Source organism: Streptomyces sp. NPDC044921, from assembly GCF_056432865.1.
This window is the reverse complement of record NZ_JBWKIF010000001.1, coordinates 304,107-318,896: the sequence shown is the minus strand read 5'-3', so window position 1 is coordinate 318,896 and position 14,790 is coordinate 304,107. Positions and strand designations below refer to the sequence as shown.

The 14,790-nt window shown below is 73.5% G+C and carries 14 protein-coding genes; 11 read left to right on the top strand and 3 right to left on the bottom strand.

The window, feature by feature from the left end; all coding sequences use genetic code 11:
• Nucleotides 1-181: 181 nt before the first annotated feature.
• The 8 genes from AC07DA_RS01540 to AC07DA_RS01505 all read left to right on the top strand — a co-directional run bounded on the left by AC07DA_RS01540 (nucleotide 182) and on the right by AC07DA_RS01505 (nucleotide 9,462).
• On the top strand, nucleotides 182-961 hold the full coding sequence (locus AC07DA_RS01540; RefSeq protein WP_479123490.1) for a hypothetical protein: 780 nt from the start codon (nucleotides 182-184) through the stop codon (nucleotides 959-961).
• Nucleotides 962-979: 18 nt separating this feature from the next.
• Complete coding sequence (locus AC07DA_RS01535; RefSeq protein WP_479123488.1) at nucleotides 980-3,193, top strand: nSTAND3 domain-containing NTPase; 2,214 nt, start codon at nucleotides 980-982, stop codon at nucleotides 3,191-3,193.
• Between the two features lie 5 nt (nucleotides 3,194-3,198).
• Nucleotides 3,199-4,713 (top strand): hypothetical protein, encoded by a 1,515-nt coding sequence (locus AC07DA_RS01530; protein WP_479123486.1) that lies wholly within the window; start codon nucleotides 3,199-3,201, stop codon nucleotides 4,711-4,713.
• A complete protein-coding gene (locus tag AC07DA_RS01525; protein ID WP_479123485.1) occupies nucleotides 4,703-6,049 on the top strand; it encodes a DUF4407 domain-containing protein in 1,347 nt (448 codons plus the stop codon). The genes AC07DA_RS01530 and AC07DA_RS01525 overlap by 11 nt, the downstream gene beginning before the upstream one ends.
• A 280-nt stretch (nucleotides 6,050-6,329) precedes the next feature.
• The gene (locus AC07DA_RS01520) at nucleotides 6,330-6,992 is read left to right on the top strand and encodes a glycoside hydrolase family 11 protein (RefSeq protein ID WP_479123484.1); all 663 of its coding nucleotides are present in this window, start codon (nucleotides 6,330-6,332) and stop codon (nucleotides 6,990-6,992) included.
• Nucleotides 6,989-7,699: a polysaccharide deacetylase family protein gene (locus AC07DA_RS01515; protein WP_479123483.1), complete on the top strand. Its 711-nt coding sequence runs from the start codon at nucleotides 6,989-6,991 to the stop codon at nucleotides 7,697-7,699. Before AC07DA_RS01520 ends, AC07DA_RS01515 begins: the two co-directional genes overlap by 4 nt.
• 186 nt (nucleotides 7,700-7,885) lie before the next feature.
• Nucleotides 7,886-8,680: an SAM-dependent methyltransferase gene (locus AC07DA_RS01510; protein WP_479123481.1), complete on the top strand. Its 795-nt coding sequence runs from the start codon at nucleotides 7,886-7,888 to the stop codon at nucleotides 8,678-8,680.
• A gap of 83 nt (nucleotides 8,681-8,763) precedes the next feature.
• Nucleotides 8,764-9,462 carry a nucleotidyl transferase AbiEii/AbiGii toxin family protein gene (locus AC07DA_RS01505; RefSeq protein ID WP_479123480.1) on the top strand — a complete coding sequence of 233 codons (699 nt, stop codon included), beginning with the start codon at nucleotides 8,764-8,766 and terminating at the stop codon, nucleotides 9,460-9,462.
• Nucleotides 9,463-9,536: 74 nt separating this feature from the next.
• Here AC07DA_RS01505 and AC07DA_RS01500 read toward each other — a convergent pair whose 3' ends face one another.
• A complete protein-coding gene (locus AC07DA_RS01500; RefSeq protein WP_479123478.1) occupies nucleotides 9,537-10,718 on the bottom strand; it encodes an MFS transporter in 1,182 nt (393 codons plus the stop codon).
• Nucleotides 10,719-10,789: 71 nt separating this feature from the next.
• Between AC07DA_RS01500 and AC07DA_RS01495 the strand changes: the two genes are divergently transcribed.
• The 3 genes from AC07DA_RS01495 (at nucleotide 10,790) to AC07DA_RS01485 (ending at nucleotide 13,242) form a co-directional block, all read left to right on the top strand.
• Nucleotides 10,790-11,773, top strand: coding sequence for an ArsR/SmtB family transcription factor (locus AC07DA_RS01495; RefSeq protein WP_479123477.1), 984 nt, complete (start codon nucleotides 10,790-10,792; stop codon nucleotides 11,771-11,773).
• Nucleotides 11,774-11,782: 9 nt separating this feature from the next.
• Complete coding sequence (locus tag AC07DA_RS01490) at nucleotides 11,783-12,292, top strand: glutathione peroxidase (RefSeq protein WP_479123475.1); 510 nt, start codon at nucleotides 11,783-11,785, stop codon at nucleotides 12,290-12,292.
• Nucleotides 12,293-12,378: 86 nt separating this feature from the next.
• Nucleotides 12,379-13,242, top strand: a complete 864-nt coding sequence (locus tag AC07DA_RS01485; RefSeq protein ID WP_479123474.1) for a MerR family transcriptional regulator — start codon at nucleotides 12,379-12,381, stop codon at nucleotides 13,240-13,242.
• A gap of 112 nt (nucleotides 13,243-13,354) precedes the next feature.
• On the opposite strand, the gene AC07DA_RS01480 is transcribed toward AC07DA_RS01485, so the two are convergent.
• Nucleotides 13,355-13,546 carry a DUF397 domain-containing protein gene (locus tag AC07DA_RS01480; protein WP_010035575.1) on the bottom strand — a complete coding sequence of 64 codons (192 nt, stop codon included), beginning with the start codon at nucleotides 13,544-13,546 and terminating at the stop codon, nucleotides 13,355-13,357.
• Nucleotides 13,547-13,743: 197 nt separating this feature from the next.
• A complete protein-coding gene (locus tag AC07DA_RS01475) occupies nucleotides 13,744-14,601 on the bottom strand; it encodes a helix-turn-helix domain-containing protein (RefSeq protein ID WP_311681551.1) in 858 nt (285 codons plus the stop codon).
• Nucleotides 14,602-14,790: the final 189 nt, after the last annotated feature.

The window sequence follows — 14,790 nt, the reverse complement described above, 5'->3', positions numbered from 1 at the left end:
CCGCTGTATGTTCCGCACCTTTCCGCATCCCGTATTTCGACGGGGTTCGCGGCGGACGGCGCGTGTAGGACTGGCCTACCGGCGTCCGCGTGAGGGGGGAGCGGACGCCGGTGTCTGCCGGAGCGCGCCCCCGGCCCAGGACCCGGGTGCGGCTCCATCTCAGTGAGCGGGGAGTTCAGGCATGGGAACGTTCGGTCGCAGACTGCTGCTGGCGGTCGACGCGAAGGGATACGGCGGCGTCGACGTGGTGACGCAGCGCGAGTGGCAGGAGGCGATCCGGCGGCTGCTGCGGGAGGCGGCCGCGGCGGCCGGGCTGGAGTGGGACCAGTGGGTGATACAGGTCGGCGGCGACTCGGTGTTCGCCGTCCTGCCGCAGGGGGCGTCCGAGCCCGGCCTCGTCGACCCCTTCATGCGGCACCTGGAAGCCGGCCTGCGCACCTTCAACCGGAACCGGCGCGAGGAGGCGTGGCTGCGGCTGCGGGCCGCGGTGCACTTCGGCACCGCCTCCCCGGCGGCCAACGGCTTCGAGGGCCGCGCGCCGGTCGAGATCGGCCGGCTGCTGGACAGCAGGGTGCTGAAGGCGGCCCTGGCCGCGGCCCCGGAGGCGCCGCTGGCGCTCGCGGTCTCCGCGACCGTCTTCAACGACGTGATCGGCGAGGCGTACACCACGATCCGCCCCCAGGAGTTCCGCGAGGTGTGCGTCGCGGAGAAGGAGTACGCGGGCCGGGCGTGGATCCGGGTGCCCGGCTACGACGTGAGGGCCCTGGAGCTGCCGGAGCCGGGCGGTGCCCCGGCCGGGACCGGCGCGGCGAGGAGCGCGAGGAGCGCGGGGGGTGCGGGGGGCGCGGGGGATGCCGGCACGCGCCTTCCGGGCGCCCCAACTGCGCCCAGTGACACGGTAGTTCAGGAATTCAACGGAACCGTTCACGCCGAGGGTGCCGTCTTCGGGATCTCCAAGTGACCTGAGTGACGGCCGAGGATGAACGAGGAACACGAGGAACACAACGAGCAGCGCGCCGAAGGCGAACCGGAGACGCGCGACACGGACGGCGCGCACCGCGCGCACGGCGGCCCGGGCACCCCCGCCGAGGCGGTGGAGCGGCCGGGCCCGGACCGGCCGCCGGGCCCGGACCCGCGGCCCACGGGTGAACCGGAACCGTGGCGGAAACCGCCCGACGACTCCGGGGAGGACCGGCCGGCGGACCCCCCGGGCACCTCCGGCACCGCGCCCGGGCAGGTCCACCACAACAACGTCAACCAGTACTTCTACGGGGAACTCACCGCCTCCGGCGCCCAGTTCGGCATCGGCACCGCCGGTTCCGACAACGCCCGCCGCCGGGCCGTGGGCCGCCTCGACGCCGGCGAGGCGGACGCGATCCTCGCGCCGTACGTCAGGCCCGCCTGCTTCGAGCAGGCCGCGCTCGCCCTGGAGCAGGACGGGGTCGTGGTGCTGGTCGGACCGCCCGGGACGGGCAAGCGGTCCGGCGCGGTGGCGCTGGTCGACGCGCTGGCGGACGGCTCCGAGTACGTCGTGCTGTCGCCGGGCCGCAGTCTGGACGACCTGGCGAGCGGGCGGGTGGCGTTCGAGAAGGGCGTCGGCTACGTCCTGCTCGACCGGATGGGCGAGGACAGCTCCCAGACGGCGGACTTCGACTGGCGCCGGGTGCGCGACACCGTCCGTGAGCACCACGCCCGCCTGGTCGTCACCACCGTGCATCCGGTCGGCGACGGTGTCGTGGAGTCCGTGCGGCACGTGCCCTGGCGGCTGCCGGACCTGGCGGCGGTACTGCGGGTGCGGCTGGTGCGGGCCGGGTGCGCGCGCGACACCGTGGACCGGGCCGTGGCGCTGATGCCCGGGGGCTGCCGGATCGCCGAGGTCGCGGCGGCCGCCGGGCGGATCGCCCGCGGTGCGGCGCCGGACGAGGTCTGGCAGGACTACGGCAGCAGCGCCGCCCGGCCCGTGCGGGACTGGTTCGCGCGCGAGCGGACACCGCAGGAATGGGCGGAGGTCACCACCCTGGCCTTCGTCAACGGCGTCGGCTACCGGGACTTCGAGACCTGCCAGGAGCGGCTGGAGTCCTGGGTCGAGACGGCGTTCCCGGCCCCGGTCGGCGAGGAGGAGCAGGCCGCGGCGGCCCGCCGGGTCATGGACCGCCGGCAGTCGCTGTCCCGCAACGAGCTGGTCGCCGTGGAGGAGCGCAAGGACGGTCCGCTGACCCGCACGGCCCTGGTCTTCCCGCACCCCCCGTACCGCCAGTGGGCACTGGAGGAGCTGTGGACCAAGCGGTCCACGCCGTACTGGAACGGCGTACGGGACTGGCTCGCCGAACTCGTCGGCACCCAGCCCGGGCTGCGGCTCCAGCTGTCCGTCGCGCAGGGCCTCGCGCTGCTCACCCGGCCCGCCTTCGAGGAGGTCGCCGACAACTACCTGCACCCCTGGGCGCGCGGTGCGGCCGGTCCCGCCGGGCAGTCGACGGCGACGCTGGTGCTGCAGTGCATGTGCCTGGACGAGAGCCTGGCCGCCACCGCGCTGGGCGTGGCCCGGGGCTGGGCCCGCTCCGCCGACCCGGCGCTGCGCTCGACCGCGGCGGCGGCGTTCAGCGGCGCGCTGGGGGTGCGGTTCCCGACCGACGCCGTCACGATCCTGCTGCGGCTGATCGTCCGGCGCGGCGGGCTGCCCGTGGACGCGGCCTTCGCGCTGGCCGGGCTGGTCTCGGTGCTCGCCGAGTGCGGGCAGGACACCGGCGCCGTGCTCCGGCCGCTCGCCTACCGGCTGCGGGCCCAGCGCGCGACGCTCACCGGGCAGCACAAGGAGAACCTCCTCGGGGCGGCCCTGACCGTCCTGCGGGCGAGGGACGCGCGCACCGGGCGGCTGGTGTGCGCGTCGCTGATGGAGCGGGACGACCGGCAGACCGCCACCGTCGGCGAGCTGTGGTCGGGGGTGCTGGACAACCTGCCGCGCCGGGGCCGGGCGCTGGCCGCCCTGCACTCCACCCTGCGCGAGCTGCCGGCCGTCTCGGAACGGCCGCAGCGGGCGGCCGGACGGTTCGGCCGGGCCCTGGGCGAGGCCCTTCCGCCGGGCGACGGTCCGCCGCTGGCCACGGCCCTGCGGCAGGTCGCGGCCCGCGCCGACGAGACGACCACCGCCCTGGTCGACACCTTCCTTACCGCCGTACTGAGCACGGAGGACTGACAGGCATGGCTGAGAAATACCCGCTCGTCGAGCAGCGGGAGTACGGGCGGCCGGACAAGCGCGGCGGCATCTGGCGCAAGCGCGTCACCCGCGACGACGAGGAACTGCCCCGGATCTCCGCCCACCAGGTGCGGGTCTTCCGGGTCGGCGAGGAGTACGTGGAGGACCACGGCCGGCTGCTCGCCCACGACCCGGTGGTGGTCGGGGCCAGCTCGGTCACCGTGGTGGACCGGCGGATCGAGGTGCCGGTCGTGGTGGAGACGCGCATCCCGTCGGCCGAGGCGGGCGACTTCACCGTACGGGCCTGCTTCTACTGCACGGTCACCGACCCGTGCGCGGTGGTGCGGGACGGTGTCACCGACGTGGAGGCGCTGCTGCTGGCGCACCTGCGCGAGGTGCCCGGGCTCACCGAGGACGGCAGCGACCTGCCCATCGTCGACACCGCCACCGTGCGCGCCCGGATCGACGCCCGGCTGACCGCGTACCACGAGATGCGGCCGGCCCTCGTGTCGGGGCTGCGGGCCCGGCACGGGGCGATCGAGGTCCTCACGCCCGAGGAGATGTCCGCCTACGCCGCGGAGCTGGCGAAGGCCCGCCGGGAGCGCGAGCGCGACCGCCAGCGCGAGGAGATGGAGCAGGAGGCGGCGCTGGACCGGGCCCTGCGCGAGGCCGAGCTGGAGCTGAAGCGCGAGGAGATCCGCAACCTCCAGGCGATGCGCAAGGAGCGCAACCGGCAGGAGGAGGAGACGCTGCGCACCGGTTACGAGCGGGGCGCCGGGGCCGAGCAGCAGGACTACGAGCTGGAGATCGAGCGGCGGCGCAACCGCTTCACCCGCGCCGAGATCGAGGAGGACATCAAGCTGGTCGGCTCCGACCCGGTGGCCGCCGACTACCTCGCCTGGCGCAACGGCGACATCAGCGCCGACGAGCTGTCCACGCGGCTGCACGCGGCCGAGGAGCGCTGGGACGCGCGCAAGGACGACCGGCTCCGGCTGGACCGGGAGTACGAGTTCCAGCGCCGGGGCCTGGAGCGGGAGGACCTGCGCTGGCAGGTCGAGCGCGAGGACCGCCGCCAGGAGCTGACCCGCAAGGAGGAGCGCGAGGAGTCCGCCGCCCGCCGTCACGAGGCCTCCCGGCGCTGGGACCTGGAGCACGAGGACCGGCTGCGGCAGCGCCAGGAGGAACGCACGGACGCCAAGGAGCTCCAGCGCGACGAGCGCGAGTGGGCCAAGGAGCAGCTGTCGGTGCGGGCGACCCTGGGCAAACAGGCCATCGACCGGGGCCTGTTCGACAGCACCATGTACGACGCCGGCGCCTTCATCAACAGCGTCGGCGACGTCTCCTTCCGCCGGTCCTCCGGACAGGGGGACGGCCCCGGGACGCCGCGGGCGGGGCTGAAGGGCGAGGTGAAGGCCGAGCTGCGCCGGGGATCCCGGGCCGCCGGCGCCGAGGGCGCCGCGGACGACGGCGACGCCGACGACTTCGACCCCGCGAACCAGGAGGGGCGCCTTGTCGACTGACACCCCGCTCCGTCCGGCCGACAGCGCGTTCCTCGACGAGGACCGCGGCGCGGCGCGCCCGGTGCCGCCCGCCTCGGGGTGGGCGCCCCGGCTGCGCCGGCTGATCGGCGTCGAGGAGTCGCTGCTGGCCTGGGTGCCGGAGGAGCGCACGCGCTACACCTGGTACGGCGCGCTCGTCGTCAACACGGCCCTGCTGGGCGCCGCCTCCATGGTGCTGGCGCTGTCCAGCTTCCGCTCGGACCTGCCGCTGACGGTGGTCGTCCTGGTCGCGGTGGTCTGGTTCTGGGTGATCCTCGCGCTGGACAGCTGGCTGGTCTCCAGCACCCACGGCACGGCGGTACGCAAGTGGACTCTGATGGTCCGCTTCTTTCTGTCGGTGCTGCTGGGCCTGTTCATCGCGGAGCCGATCCTGTTCCAGATCTTCGACAAGGAGATCCGCCAGGAGATAGCCGTCGGCAACGAGCGGAAGGTCGCCGACTACCGGGGCATGCTCGTCTCCTGCAACCCCACGGACGGCGCGTCCACCGCCGGCCGCCCCGAGTGCGCCCGCTACCAGCTGAAGGTCGCGGGCTCCCCGGCGGAACTGGCCCGCCAGATCGAGACCAACGGCCGGCGCGCGGCCGCCCTGCGCACCCAGGTCGCCGGCATCAACAAGACGCTGAACGCCAAGCTGGCGACCGAACAGCGCCTGTGCGGCCCCAGGTACTGGGTCACCCGGGGCGGCGTCCGGGACGTCACCATCACCTGCGAGCGGGCCCGCGAGGCCACGTCGCGGTACGAGAGGAACAGCAAGGTCAAGACGTACGAGGAGCAGCTGGAGGACCTCGTCGCCCAGGGCCAGGCGCTGTCCGCGCGGAAGGACCGGGCGGCCGACGGCTACCAGCCGCTGCTGCAGAAGTCGATCGACGACAAGACGCGGCAGCGGGCCGCCGCCCTGGACACCGACGGCATCCTCACCCGGGCCCACGGCTTGAAACAGGTCGCCGGCGCGGACGGCTTCGCGCTCTTCCTCACGATCGTCCTGCACCTGCTGCTGCTCTGCCTGGACGCCATGCCCGTCCTGGCCAAGGTGCTCAGCGGCGCCACGACGTACGACACCCTCCTCGGTGCCCGCCACCGGGCCAGCCGCAGGCTGTTCGCCGAGGAGCTGGAGGTGCGGCACACCTGCGCCCGTCTGGAGCACGACGTCCGCCACCACCGGGTACGCCTGGACACGGCCGACCGCATGGGCCGCCTGGACCTCGAACACCAGCGGGCCCGGGCGGAGCGGGCGGCGCGGGAGCGCGCGGAGCTGGAGGCGCGCATGGGAAGGATCCTGCGGGCCCGGGGGACGTGAGGAGGAAGGGACGAACCGGCGGCCGGTACCCGGGGCGCGGTGATCCGGAAGTGCTTCGAAACATTCGACTTCCGGAATCACCTAGTCCGGGGCGATTCGCCCGGACACACCACCGGGACCGGCCGCCTCCCTCTCGGGAACCCCTATGACCAGCGCACATTCGATTCCCACTCCACCACCCCCGGACGAATATTTCGAAACTCTTACCGAAACCGTTGACAGTTGTCAGGGCCAGGCCAACACTCCGGATGACCGACGAGGCGAAGGAGGAAGCGCCCCCATGAACTCGCTGTCGAACCGCTTACGGCTGCTCATCAGCAGTGTCTGCGCCATGCTGATGCTGACCGCCGCCGCCAGTACCGCCCACGCGGACACGGTGATCACGACCAACCAGACCGGCACCAACAACGGCTACTACTACTCGTTCTGGACCGACGCCCCGGGCACCGTCTCCATGACCCTGTCCTCCGGGGGCAGTTACAGCACCTCGTGGCGGAACACCGGCAACTTCGTCGCCGGCAAGGGCTGGAGCACCGGCGCCCGCCGCACCGTGACGTACTCGGGCAGCTTCAACCCGTCCGGCAACGCCTACCTGACGCTGTACGGCTGGACGGCCAACCCGCTCGTCGAGTACTACATCGTCGACAACTGGGGCACGTACCGGCCCACCGGCCAGTACAAGGGCACCGTCACCAGCGACGGCGGCACGTACGACATCTACAAGACCACGCGGTACAACGCCCCGTCCGTCGAGGGCACGCGCACCTTCGACCAGTACTGGAGCGTGCGCCAGTCGAAGCGGACGGGCGGCACCATCACCGCCGGCAACCACTTCGACGCCTGGGCCCGCGCCGGCATGCCCCTCGGCAACTTCAAGTACTACATGATCATGGCGACCGAGGGTTACCAGAGCAGCGGCAGCTCCAACATCACCGTGCGATGACCGTGCGGACGGACGCACGCCGCGCACCGCGCGCCCTGGTCACGAGGCTGGCCGTCCTCGCGACGGCCCTGGCGGCCACCGCCGGGACCCTCACCGCCACCGCGGCCGCCGCTCCCGTACGGGCGGCCGCCTGCGGCGGATACGTCGGACTCACCTTCGACGACGGCCCGTCCGGGAGCACGACGAGCCTCCTCGACGCGCTCCGCCGCAACGGGCTGCGGGCCACGATGTTCAACCAGGGCCAGTACGCCGCCGCCCATCCGTCCCTCGTCCGGGCCCAGGTGGCGGCCGGGATGTGGATCGGCAACCACAGCTACACCCACCCGCACCTGACCCGGCTGGGACAGGCGCAGATCGACTCCGAGATCTCCCGGACCCAGGAGGCGATCGCCACCGCGGGAGGCGGCACGCCGGGACTCTTCCGCCCGCCGTACGGCGAGACCAACGCGACCGTGCGGTCGGTCGCGGCCCGCCACGGCCTGACCGAGATCATCTGGCACGTCGACTCACAGGACTGGAACGGCGCGAGCACCGACGCGATCGTCCAGTCCGCGGCCCGCCTCACCAACGGCCAGATCATCCTCATGCACGACTGGTCCGCCAACACCCTGGCCGCGATCCCGCGCATCGCCCAGGGCCTGGCGGCCCGCGGCCTGTGCGCCGGGATGATCAGCCCTCAGACGGGCCGCGCCGTGGCCCCCGGCTGAACCACCGCCGCCCACGGAGCCCACCACCCCGGCGCGACGGCCACCGTGCCGTCGCGCCGTCCGTGCGACCCCTGGCCGAAATCCCACCCCCGGGCCTCGGCAGCTCCCGCCGTCCGCCCCAACGCGTCGGCGAGTTCGCCTAGGTTGGGGCACCGGACCCCCTTCCCACCCCCCAGGAGGCCCCCCGTGCCCGGCGACAGCCCGCGTGTCCGCATCGACACTTCCAAGCCGCACTCGGCCCGCTTCTGGAACTACTTCGTCGGCGGCAAGGACAACTACGAGGTCGACCGCGAGATCGGCGACCAGATCAAGTCGATCTTCCCGGGCCTGGTCGACGTGGCCGTGACGAGCCGGCGCTTCCTGGGGCGGGCCGTGCGCTACCTGGCCGGCGAGCAGGGGGTGCGGCAGTTCCTGGACGTCGGCACGGGGCTGCCGACCGCCGACAACACCCACGAGGTCGCCCAGCGGGTCGCCCCGGACGCCCGGATCGTCTACGTCGACAACGACCCCGTCGTGCTGGCCCACGCCAACGCCCTGCTGACCAGCACCCCCGAGGGCCGGACGGCGTACCTGGACGCCGACCTGTACGACCCCGAGGCCGTCCTGAAGGCCGCCGCCGGCACGCTCGACCTGTCCCGGCCGGTCGGACTGATGATCCTCAACACGCTCGGGCACGTCGCCGAGTACGAGCGGGCGCGCGAGCTGGTGCGGCGCCTCATGGCCGGGCTGCCGTCCGGGAGCCATCTGGTGATCAGCGACAGCACGGCGACGAGCGAGGGCATGATCGCCGCGTCCGAGGCGTACAACGCGAGCGGGGCCGTGCCGTACCACGTCCGGCCGGTCGCCGAGATCGCCGGGTTCTTCGAGGGGCTGGAACTGGTCGAGCCCGGGGTGGTGCGGGTGCCGGAGTGGCGGCCGGACGCGCGGGGCGCCGATGCCGGTGCGGTGGACGCATACTGCGGCGTGGCGTGCAAGCCGTAGCGGGGGCCGCCGACCTGGCCCGGGCCTCACCCGTCCGGGCCGGTCGCCGCAGCGCTCCGCGTCCCCGCGGCGATAATCGGGACATGTCCGCCCCACCCCCCGCCCCGCGGCCGACCGGCCGGCTCCTCGGTGATCTGATCGCGGTGGGTGAGGCCCACGCGCTCGTCCTCGCCGGCGGGTCCGCGATGCTGGCCCACGGACTGGTGGAGCGGGACGGACGGGACGTGGACGTCGCCACCGAGCATCCCGCCGGGATGGACGCCGTCGCCGACGCGGTCCGCACGGGACTGGTCGCGCGCGGCTGGCTCGTGCAGACGCTGGAGACCGAGCCGCTGTCCGCCCAGTTCCTCGTCACGGACGCGGCGACCGGCGAGGAGTACCGGGTCGGCGTCCGCAAGGAGGTGCTGTGGCGGCCGCCCGTGCCGACCGGGCTCGGACCGGCCCTCGCCCTCGACGACCTCGCCGGCACCCGGGTGCGGGACCTGGCCGACCGGGGACTCGCCCGCGACCTGGTCGACGTGCACGCCGTCTCGGCCCGCTGGAGCCACCCCGAACTGGAGGAGCTGGGCCGCCGGCACGCCCCGGACACCTTCGACCTCACCGACCTCCAGGCCAGGTTGACCGGCACGGACTGGCTCGACGACCGGGCGTTCACCTCCCAGGGCCTGGACCCCGGGGCCGTGGCCGGGCTCCGCCGCTGGGCGCAGGAGTGGGCCGACGACATCGCGGAACGCCTCATCGAGGGCGAGGCCCCGGAGGACGCCGAGCCGGACGAGGACTGACCCCGCGGTCGACCGCCCCGGCGTGAACGGCCGTCAGGCCCTGGCACCGTGCCGCCCTCGCCCCTCCACCGCCGTCAGCTCACCGGTACCGCGCGCCGCCGGTCCCGCCGCTCCACCGCCATCAGCGCCAGGGTGACGCCCGCCGACACCGCCGCCGTCGCCGACACCGCCCGTGCCGGTGAGGTCAGTTGGGCCAGCGATCCCGCCAGGGCGGCCGCCACGCCCTGCAGGGTGAGCATGCCCGCCGAGTGCAGGCCGAGGGCGTGCCCCGTCAGCTCGTCCGGGGTCAGGGCCACCAGCCGCTCCTGCTGCACCAGGCTCGCGCCGAAGCCGACCGAGGCCACGGTCACGGCGGCCGCCGCGAGCGGCAGCGGCGGGTGCAGGAGGAACGGCACGTACGGCAGGGCCAGGAGCAGCAACAGGGGGAAACCGAGGTGAGGGCGGACCCGGGGTGGGAGCACGCGGCCGACCAGCACGTCCCCGGCCAGCATCCCGAGGGCGGCGCAGGCGAACAGGGTGCCCGCGTGCGCGGGCGCGTAGGAGACGTAGAGGGATTCGCAGCCGACGACCAGGCCGTTGGGGATCCAGAGGGCCAGGTAGGTCCGGCGGCGCGGCGCGGACGACCACAGCAGGGCGTTGGCCCGCCAGGTCGCCGTCACCGAGGGGCGGCCGCGGGTGCGGGGCGGGCGACGGGCCAGGCCCAGCCGCACCGCCACGGCCGCGACGACGTACAGGACGGCCGCCGCCAGGAGTGACGGACGCGGGGACAGCAGGGCCACCAGGGCGCCGCCGGTCGCGTAGCCGGCGATCTGCATGAGGCCGCTCATCATGTTGAAGACCGAGCGGCCCAGCAGGTAGCCGTCCTTGCCGAGGATCTCGTGGAGCAGGCCCCAGCGCACTCCGCCGCCCACCGACTCCGCGAGCCCCCTGGCCAGGACGATGGCGAGGAGCGCCCAGACCGGCGTGCCGGGCAGGGCCAGGGCGGCCGTGGCCGCCGCGAAGAGCAGGGGCAGGGCCGTCAGGGCCGCGCGCGGGGGCAGCCGGTCGGCCGCCGAGAGCAGGAACGTCGCGCCCAGCACCTGCACGAGGGACGAGCCGAACATGCTCACCGCGGACAGCAGTGGCGACCCGGTCTGCCGGTACACCAGGGTGCCCAGGGCCAGTCCGCCCATGGTCTGGGCGACCGTCTGCGCCGACGCGGCCAGGAAGGAGGGCGTGAACTCTCGGGTGCGGAACAGATCGCGGTAGCTGCGCATGCGCGGGAGTCTCCGGCGGGCCCGCACACCGGGGTTAGTGTTTCGCGCACACGCGAAAGGAGGCCTCTGACGTGGGCTGGTGGCAGATCAACGCCGACACCCTCGCGGGGAGCCGGTTCGTGATCTCGCCGTTCGCGGAGGCCTTCGGGAGCCTGCGGCTGCTGCACACCGCCGAGGCCGCGCATCCCGGCGAGCGCCGGTGGCTCGGCGCCCATCTGCCGGACTACCGGCGGCGGCTGGCGCGGGACCCGGTGACCGCGCTGCTCGTCCGGGCCGGCATCGGGGCGGAGTGGACCGCCGACTTCCTCTCCCCCACCCCACGCGACGGGGAGACCTTCGAGCAGGCGGTCGCCCAGGTCGCGGCGGCCTGCCCCGCGCGGGCCCGCGCCGACCTCACCGTCTCCCTGCGCGGCCCGGTCCCCGCCCCGCTGGAGCGGGACGACCTGCCCGAGCGCGCCGCGGACCTGCTGACGTACGTGTGGACCACGGCCGTGCGGCCGTACTGGGCCCGGCGGCGGCGCGTGCTGGAAGCCGATGTGGTCGCGCGGACGGCGCGGGTCAGCCGGGGCGGCTGGGCGAGCGCGCTGGACACCCTGCGGCCGGGGACGCGGTGGCTGGGCGAGAACCGGCTGCAGGTCAACGCGCACGAGTACCCGCCGCGGGAGATCTCCGGCGCGGAGCTGGTGTTCGTGCCGGTCACCACGCAGCGCATCGGCTGGGTGTCGTGGGAGGGGACGGACCGGTACGCGCTGGTCTACCCGTGCGCCGGTGCCCTCGCCGACCCCGGCGGCAGGCGCGTGCCCGCGAGCCTCGCCGCGCTGCTCGGCCCGGCCCGGGCCGGGGTGCTGGTCCGGCTCGGTTCCCCGCTGAGCACCAGCCAGCTGGTGGCCGTGACCGGCCAGGGGCTCGGTTCGGTGGGACGGCACCTGCGGGTGCTGCGGGACGCAGGGCTGGTGGAGCGGCGTCGCGCGGGCAGGTCGGTGCTGTACTCGCGGACGGCGGCGGGGCAGGTGCTGGTGGAGGCCCAGGACCGGCCCGGCACCCGGCACGGCTAGCATCCGCCCATGACGACTTCCGAGAACACCGCATCCTCTCCCCTCGACGTCGAGATCGGCTCCCTGCAGGGCGGCTCCGCCGACCTGTCGCAGTACGCGGGCACGGCGGTGCTCGTGGTGAACGTCGCCTCCAAGTGCGGCCTGACCCCGCAGTACGCGGGCCTGGAGCGGCTCCAGGAGCGTTACGCCGGGCGCGGCTTCACCGTCCTCGGCGTGCCCTGCAACCAGTTCCTCGGCCAGGAGCCGGGCAGCGCCGAGGAGATCGCCGAGTTCTGCTCGGCGACGTACGGCGTGACCTTCCCGATGACGGAGAAGGTCGAGGTCAACGGGGAGAACCGGCACCCGCTCTACGACCGGCTGACCGGCTTCGCCGACGCCGAGGGGCACACCGGGGACGTCCGCTGGAACTTCGAGAAGTTCCTGATCGGCCGGGGCGGCTCGGTCGTCGCCCGCTTCTCGCCGCAGACCGAGCCGGAGGCGGCCGAGGTCGTGGCCGCGATAGAGGCCCAGCTGGCCTGACCCCGCGGCGGCTTGACCTTGCCCCTGGGGCAGGCCCGAGCGTTCTCGTCGTCGGGCGGAGAGGCCGCCCGACGACGGAGGACGCCGTGGTGGACGTATCGGACGGGGACCTGCTCACCATCGGGGCGTTCGCCGCGCGCGCCCGGCTGTCGGCCAAGGCGCTGCGGCTGTACGACCGGCTGGGGCTGCTGACTCCGGCGCACGTCGACGAGGCGACCGGCTACCGCTACTACCGCGCCGGCCAGGTCGACCGGGCCCGGCTCGTGGCGATGCTGCGGCAGCTGGACATGCCGCTGGCCCGGGTCGCCGAGGTGGTCGCCGCGGGCGACGGGCCGACGGCGGCCGGACTGCTCGACGCGTACTGGGCGGACGTCGAGGCGCGGGTGGCCGGGCAGCGGACGCTCGCCGCGTACCTCCGTGGACGGTTGTCGGGGAGGAGCTCCGGAATGTACGGAACGTTCACGGTCGAGACGGTTCACATGCCCGCGCAGGTGGTGCTCACCGAGAAGCGGCACACGCTGGCGGACGAGCTGCCGGCGTGGATCGGGGCGGCGCTGGGCCGGCTGGTGGAGGCGGCGCGCGAGTGCGGCGGGGTGGCCGGGGTGCCGTACGTCGCCTATCACGCCGAGGTGTCGATGGAGAGTGACGGCCCGGCGGAGGCGTGCGTGCCGGTCGCCGACGAGGCGGCGGCCCGGGCCTGGGCGGAGCGGCGGGGGCGGGCCTGGGAGACGGCCGTGCGGGTGGAGCCGGCCGGGCGGCTGGCCTACACGCGGATCACCAAGGCGCAGGTGGCGTATCCGCAGATCCTGGCCGCGTTCGAGGCGGTGGAGGAGTGGATGAGCGAACGGGGGCTGACGGTGGCCGGTCCGTGCCGGGAGCTGTACTTCGCGGACTGGGCGGCGGCCGGGCCCGGGGACCCCGTGTGTGACGTGGCGTTCCCGGTGAGCTGAGCCCGCTCGGGAGCCGGCTCCGGCGGGCACAAGCGGAGCCCTCTCGGCAAGGACGGCGATGCTGGTCGAGAGGGCTCTTTCGGTGGTGCTTGTGCTGTTGTCGTTCTCCCGGTCAGGCCTTGACCGAGGCCACGAAGGCGCTCCACGCGTCGGCGGGAAACGCCAGCTTGGGACCCTCGGGGATCTTGGTGTCCCCGAGCTCCAGGGCCTCTTCGACGGTCGACCTGACCATCACACAGGCGCCGTTGTTGTTGGTGTAGGAGGACGTCGTCCACGTTTCCGTGGCGCCCAGACGAATTGCCATGTTCGCTCCGTAGCCAGTTGCGTTTACGCCAACCCGTGCTGGTGGTTGGCGTGATCGACGCTACTCGCCCCCCTCCTCGTTCGGAGCAGTCATTCACTCGACTGGATGGCATATTCCAGGTGAGACTTCCAGTCAGGCGTGTGAGGGGTGTAGCATCGCGCGCCCGCCGGGCGGAAGGTCGTCCTCCGGCGGTGGTTTCAGCGGGCGTAGTCCTTCGCCAGGCGCTCGATGAGCTGCCGCGACTGGTCCACGTTCAGCGACTGGGCGCGCAGGTGCTCGTACATCACCGTGTACTTCTGCACGTCGAGCGGCTTCTCCAGGTACAGGTCGCTGGTGACGCCCTCGATGTACACCACGCTGGAGTCGGCCGCGTCGGCGAACTCCAGGATCGAGTACTGGCCGTTGATGCCGGCGTGCGCGCCGACCTCGAACGGCAGGACCTGCACGGTGATGTGGGGCAGCTGCGACATCTCGATCAGGTGCTCCAGCTGCTCGCGCATCACCTCCTTGTTGCCCACGACCCGGTGCAGGGACGCCTCGTCCAGCACCACCCACAGCCGCAGCGGGTCCGTCTCGGCGGTGATACGGCCCTGCCGGCGCAGCCGGACCTCGACGCGCTTGTCGTTGTCCGCCTCCGACGCCTCGGGCGAACCGCCGCGGATGATGGCCTCGGCGTAGGCGCGGGTCTGCAACAGGCCGGTGATGATCTGGGGTTCGTAGACCCGCAGCGACTCGGCGTCCGTCTCCAGGCCGATGTAGACGGAGTAGGGGATGTCGCCGAAGGCGTGCCACCAGCCCTGCTGGCGCGAGTCCTTGGCCATCTGCATCAGCGAGTCGACGATCCGCTGGTCCTCGACCTCGTAGACCCCGCACAGGTCGCGCACGTCGCGCTGGCTGATGCTGCGCCGCCCGTTCTCCAGGCGGCTGATCTTCGACTGCGACACCAGCAGCCGCTCGGCCACTTCCTCGGCCGTCATGCCCTTGAGCTCCCGGAGCCTGCGGAGCTCCTGGCCCAGCCGGCGCCGCCTGACGGTGGGATTGACATTGGACGCCACGGGACGTGCACCTCCGGCTGCGTGCCTCTACTTTGCGTATCTGCTGTTGAGCAGACTGCCACCAAGGTGCTTCCTACCGCTGGCAAACGGTGGATATGCGACGGGTACACGCCACTTCGGGCGCGGCACGCCGAGCGGGGCGGCGAGAGTGTCCGCTCTCGCCGCCCCGCTCGGACAGCGGCTCCCGTG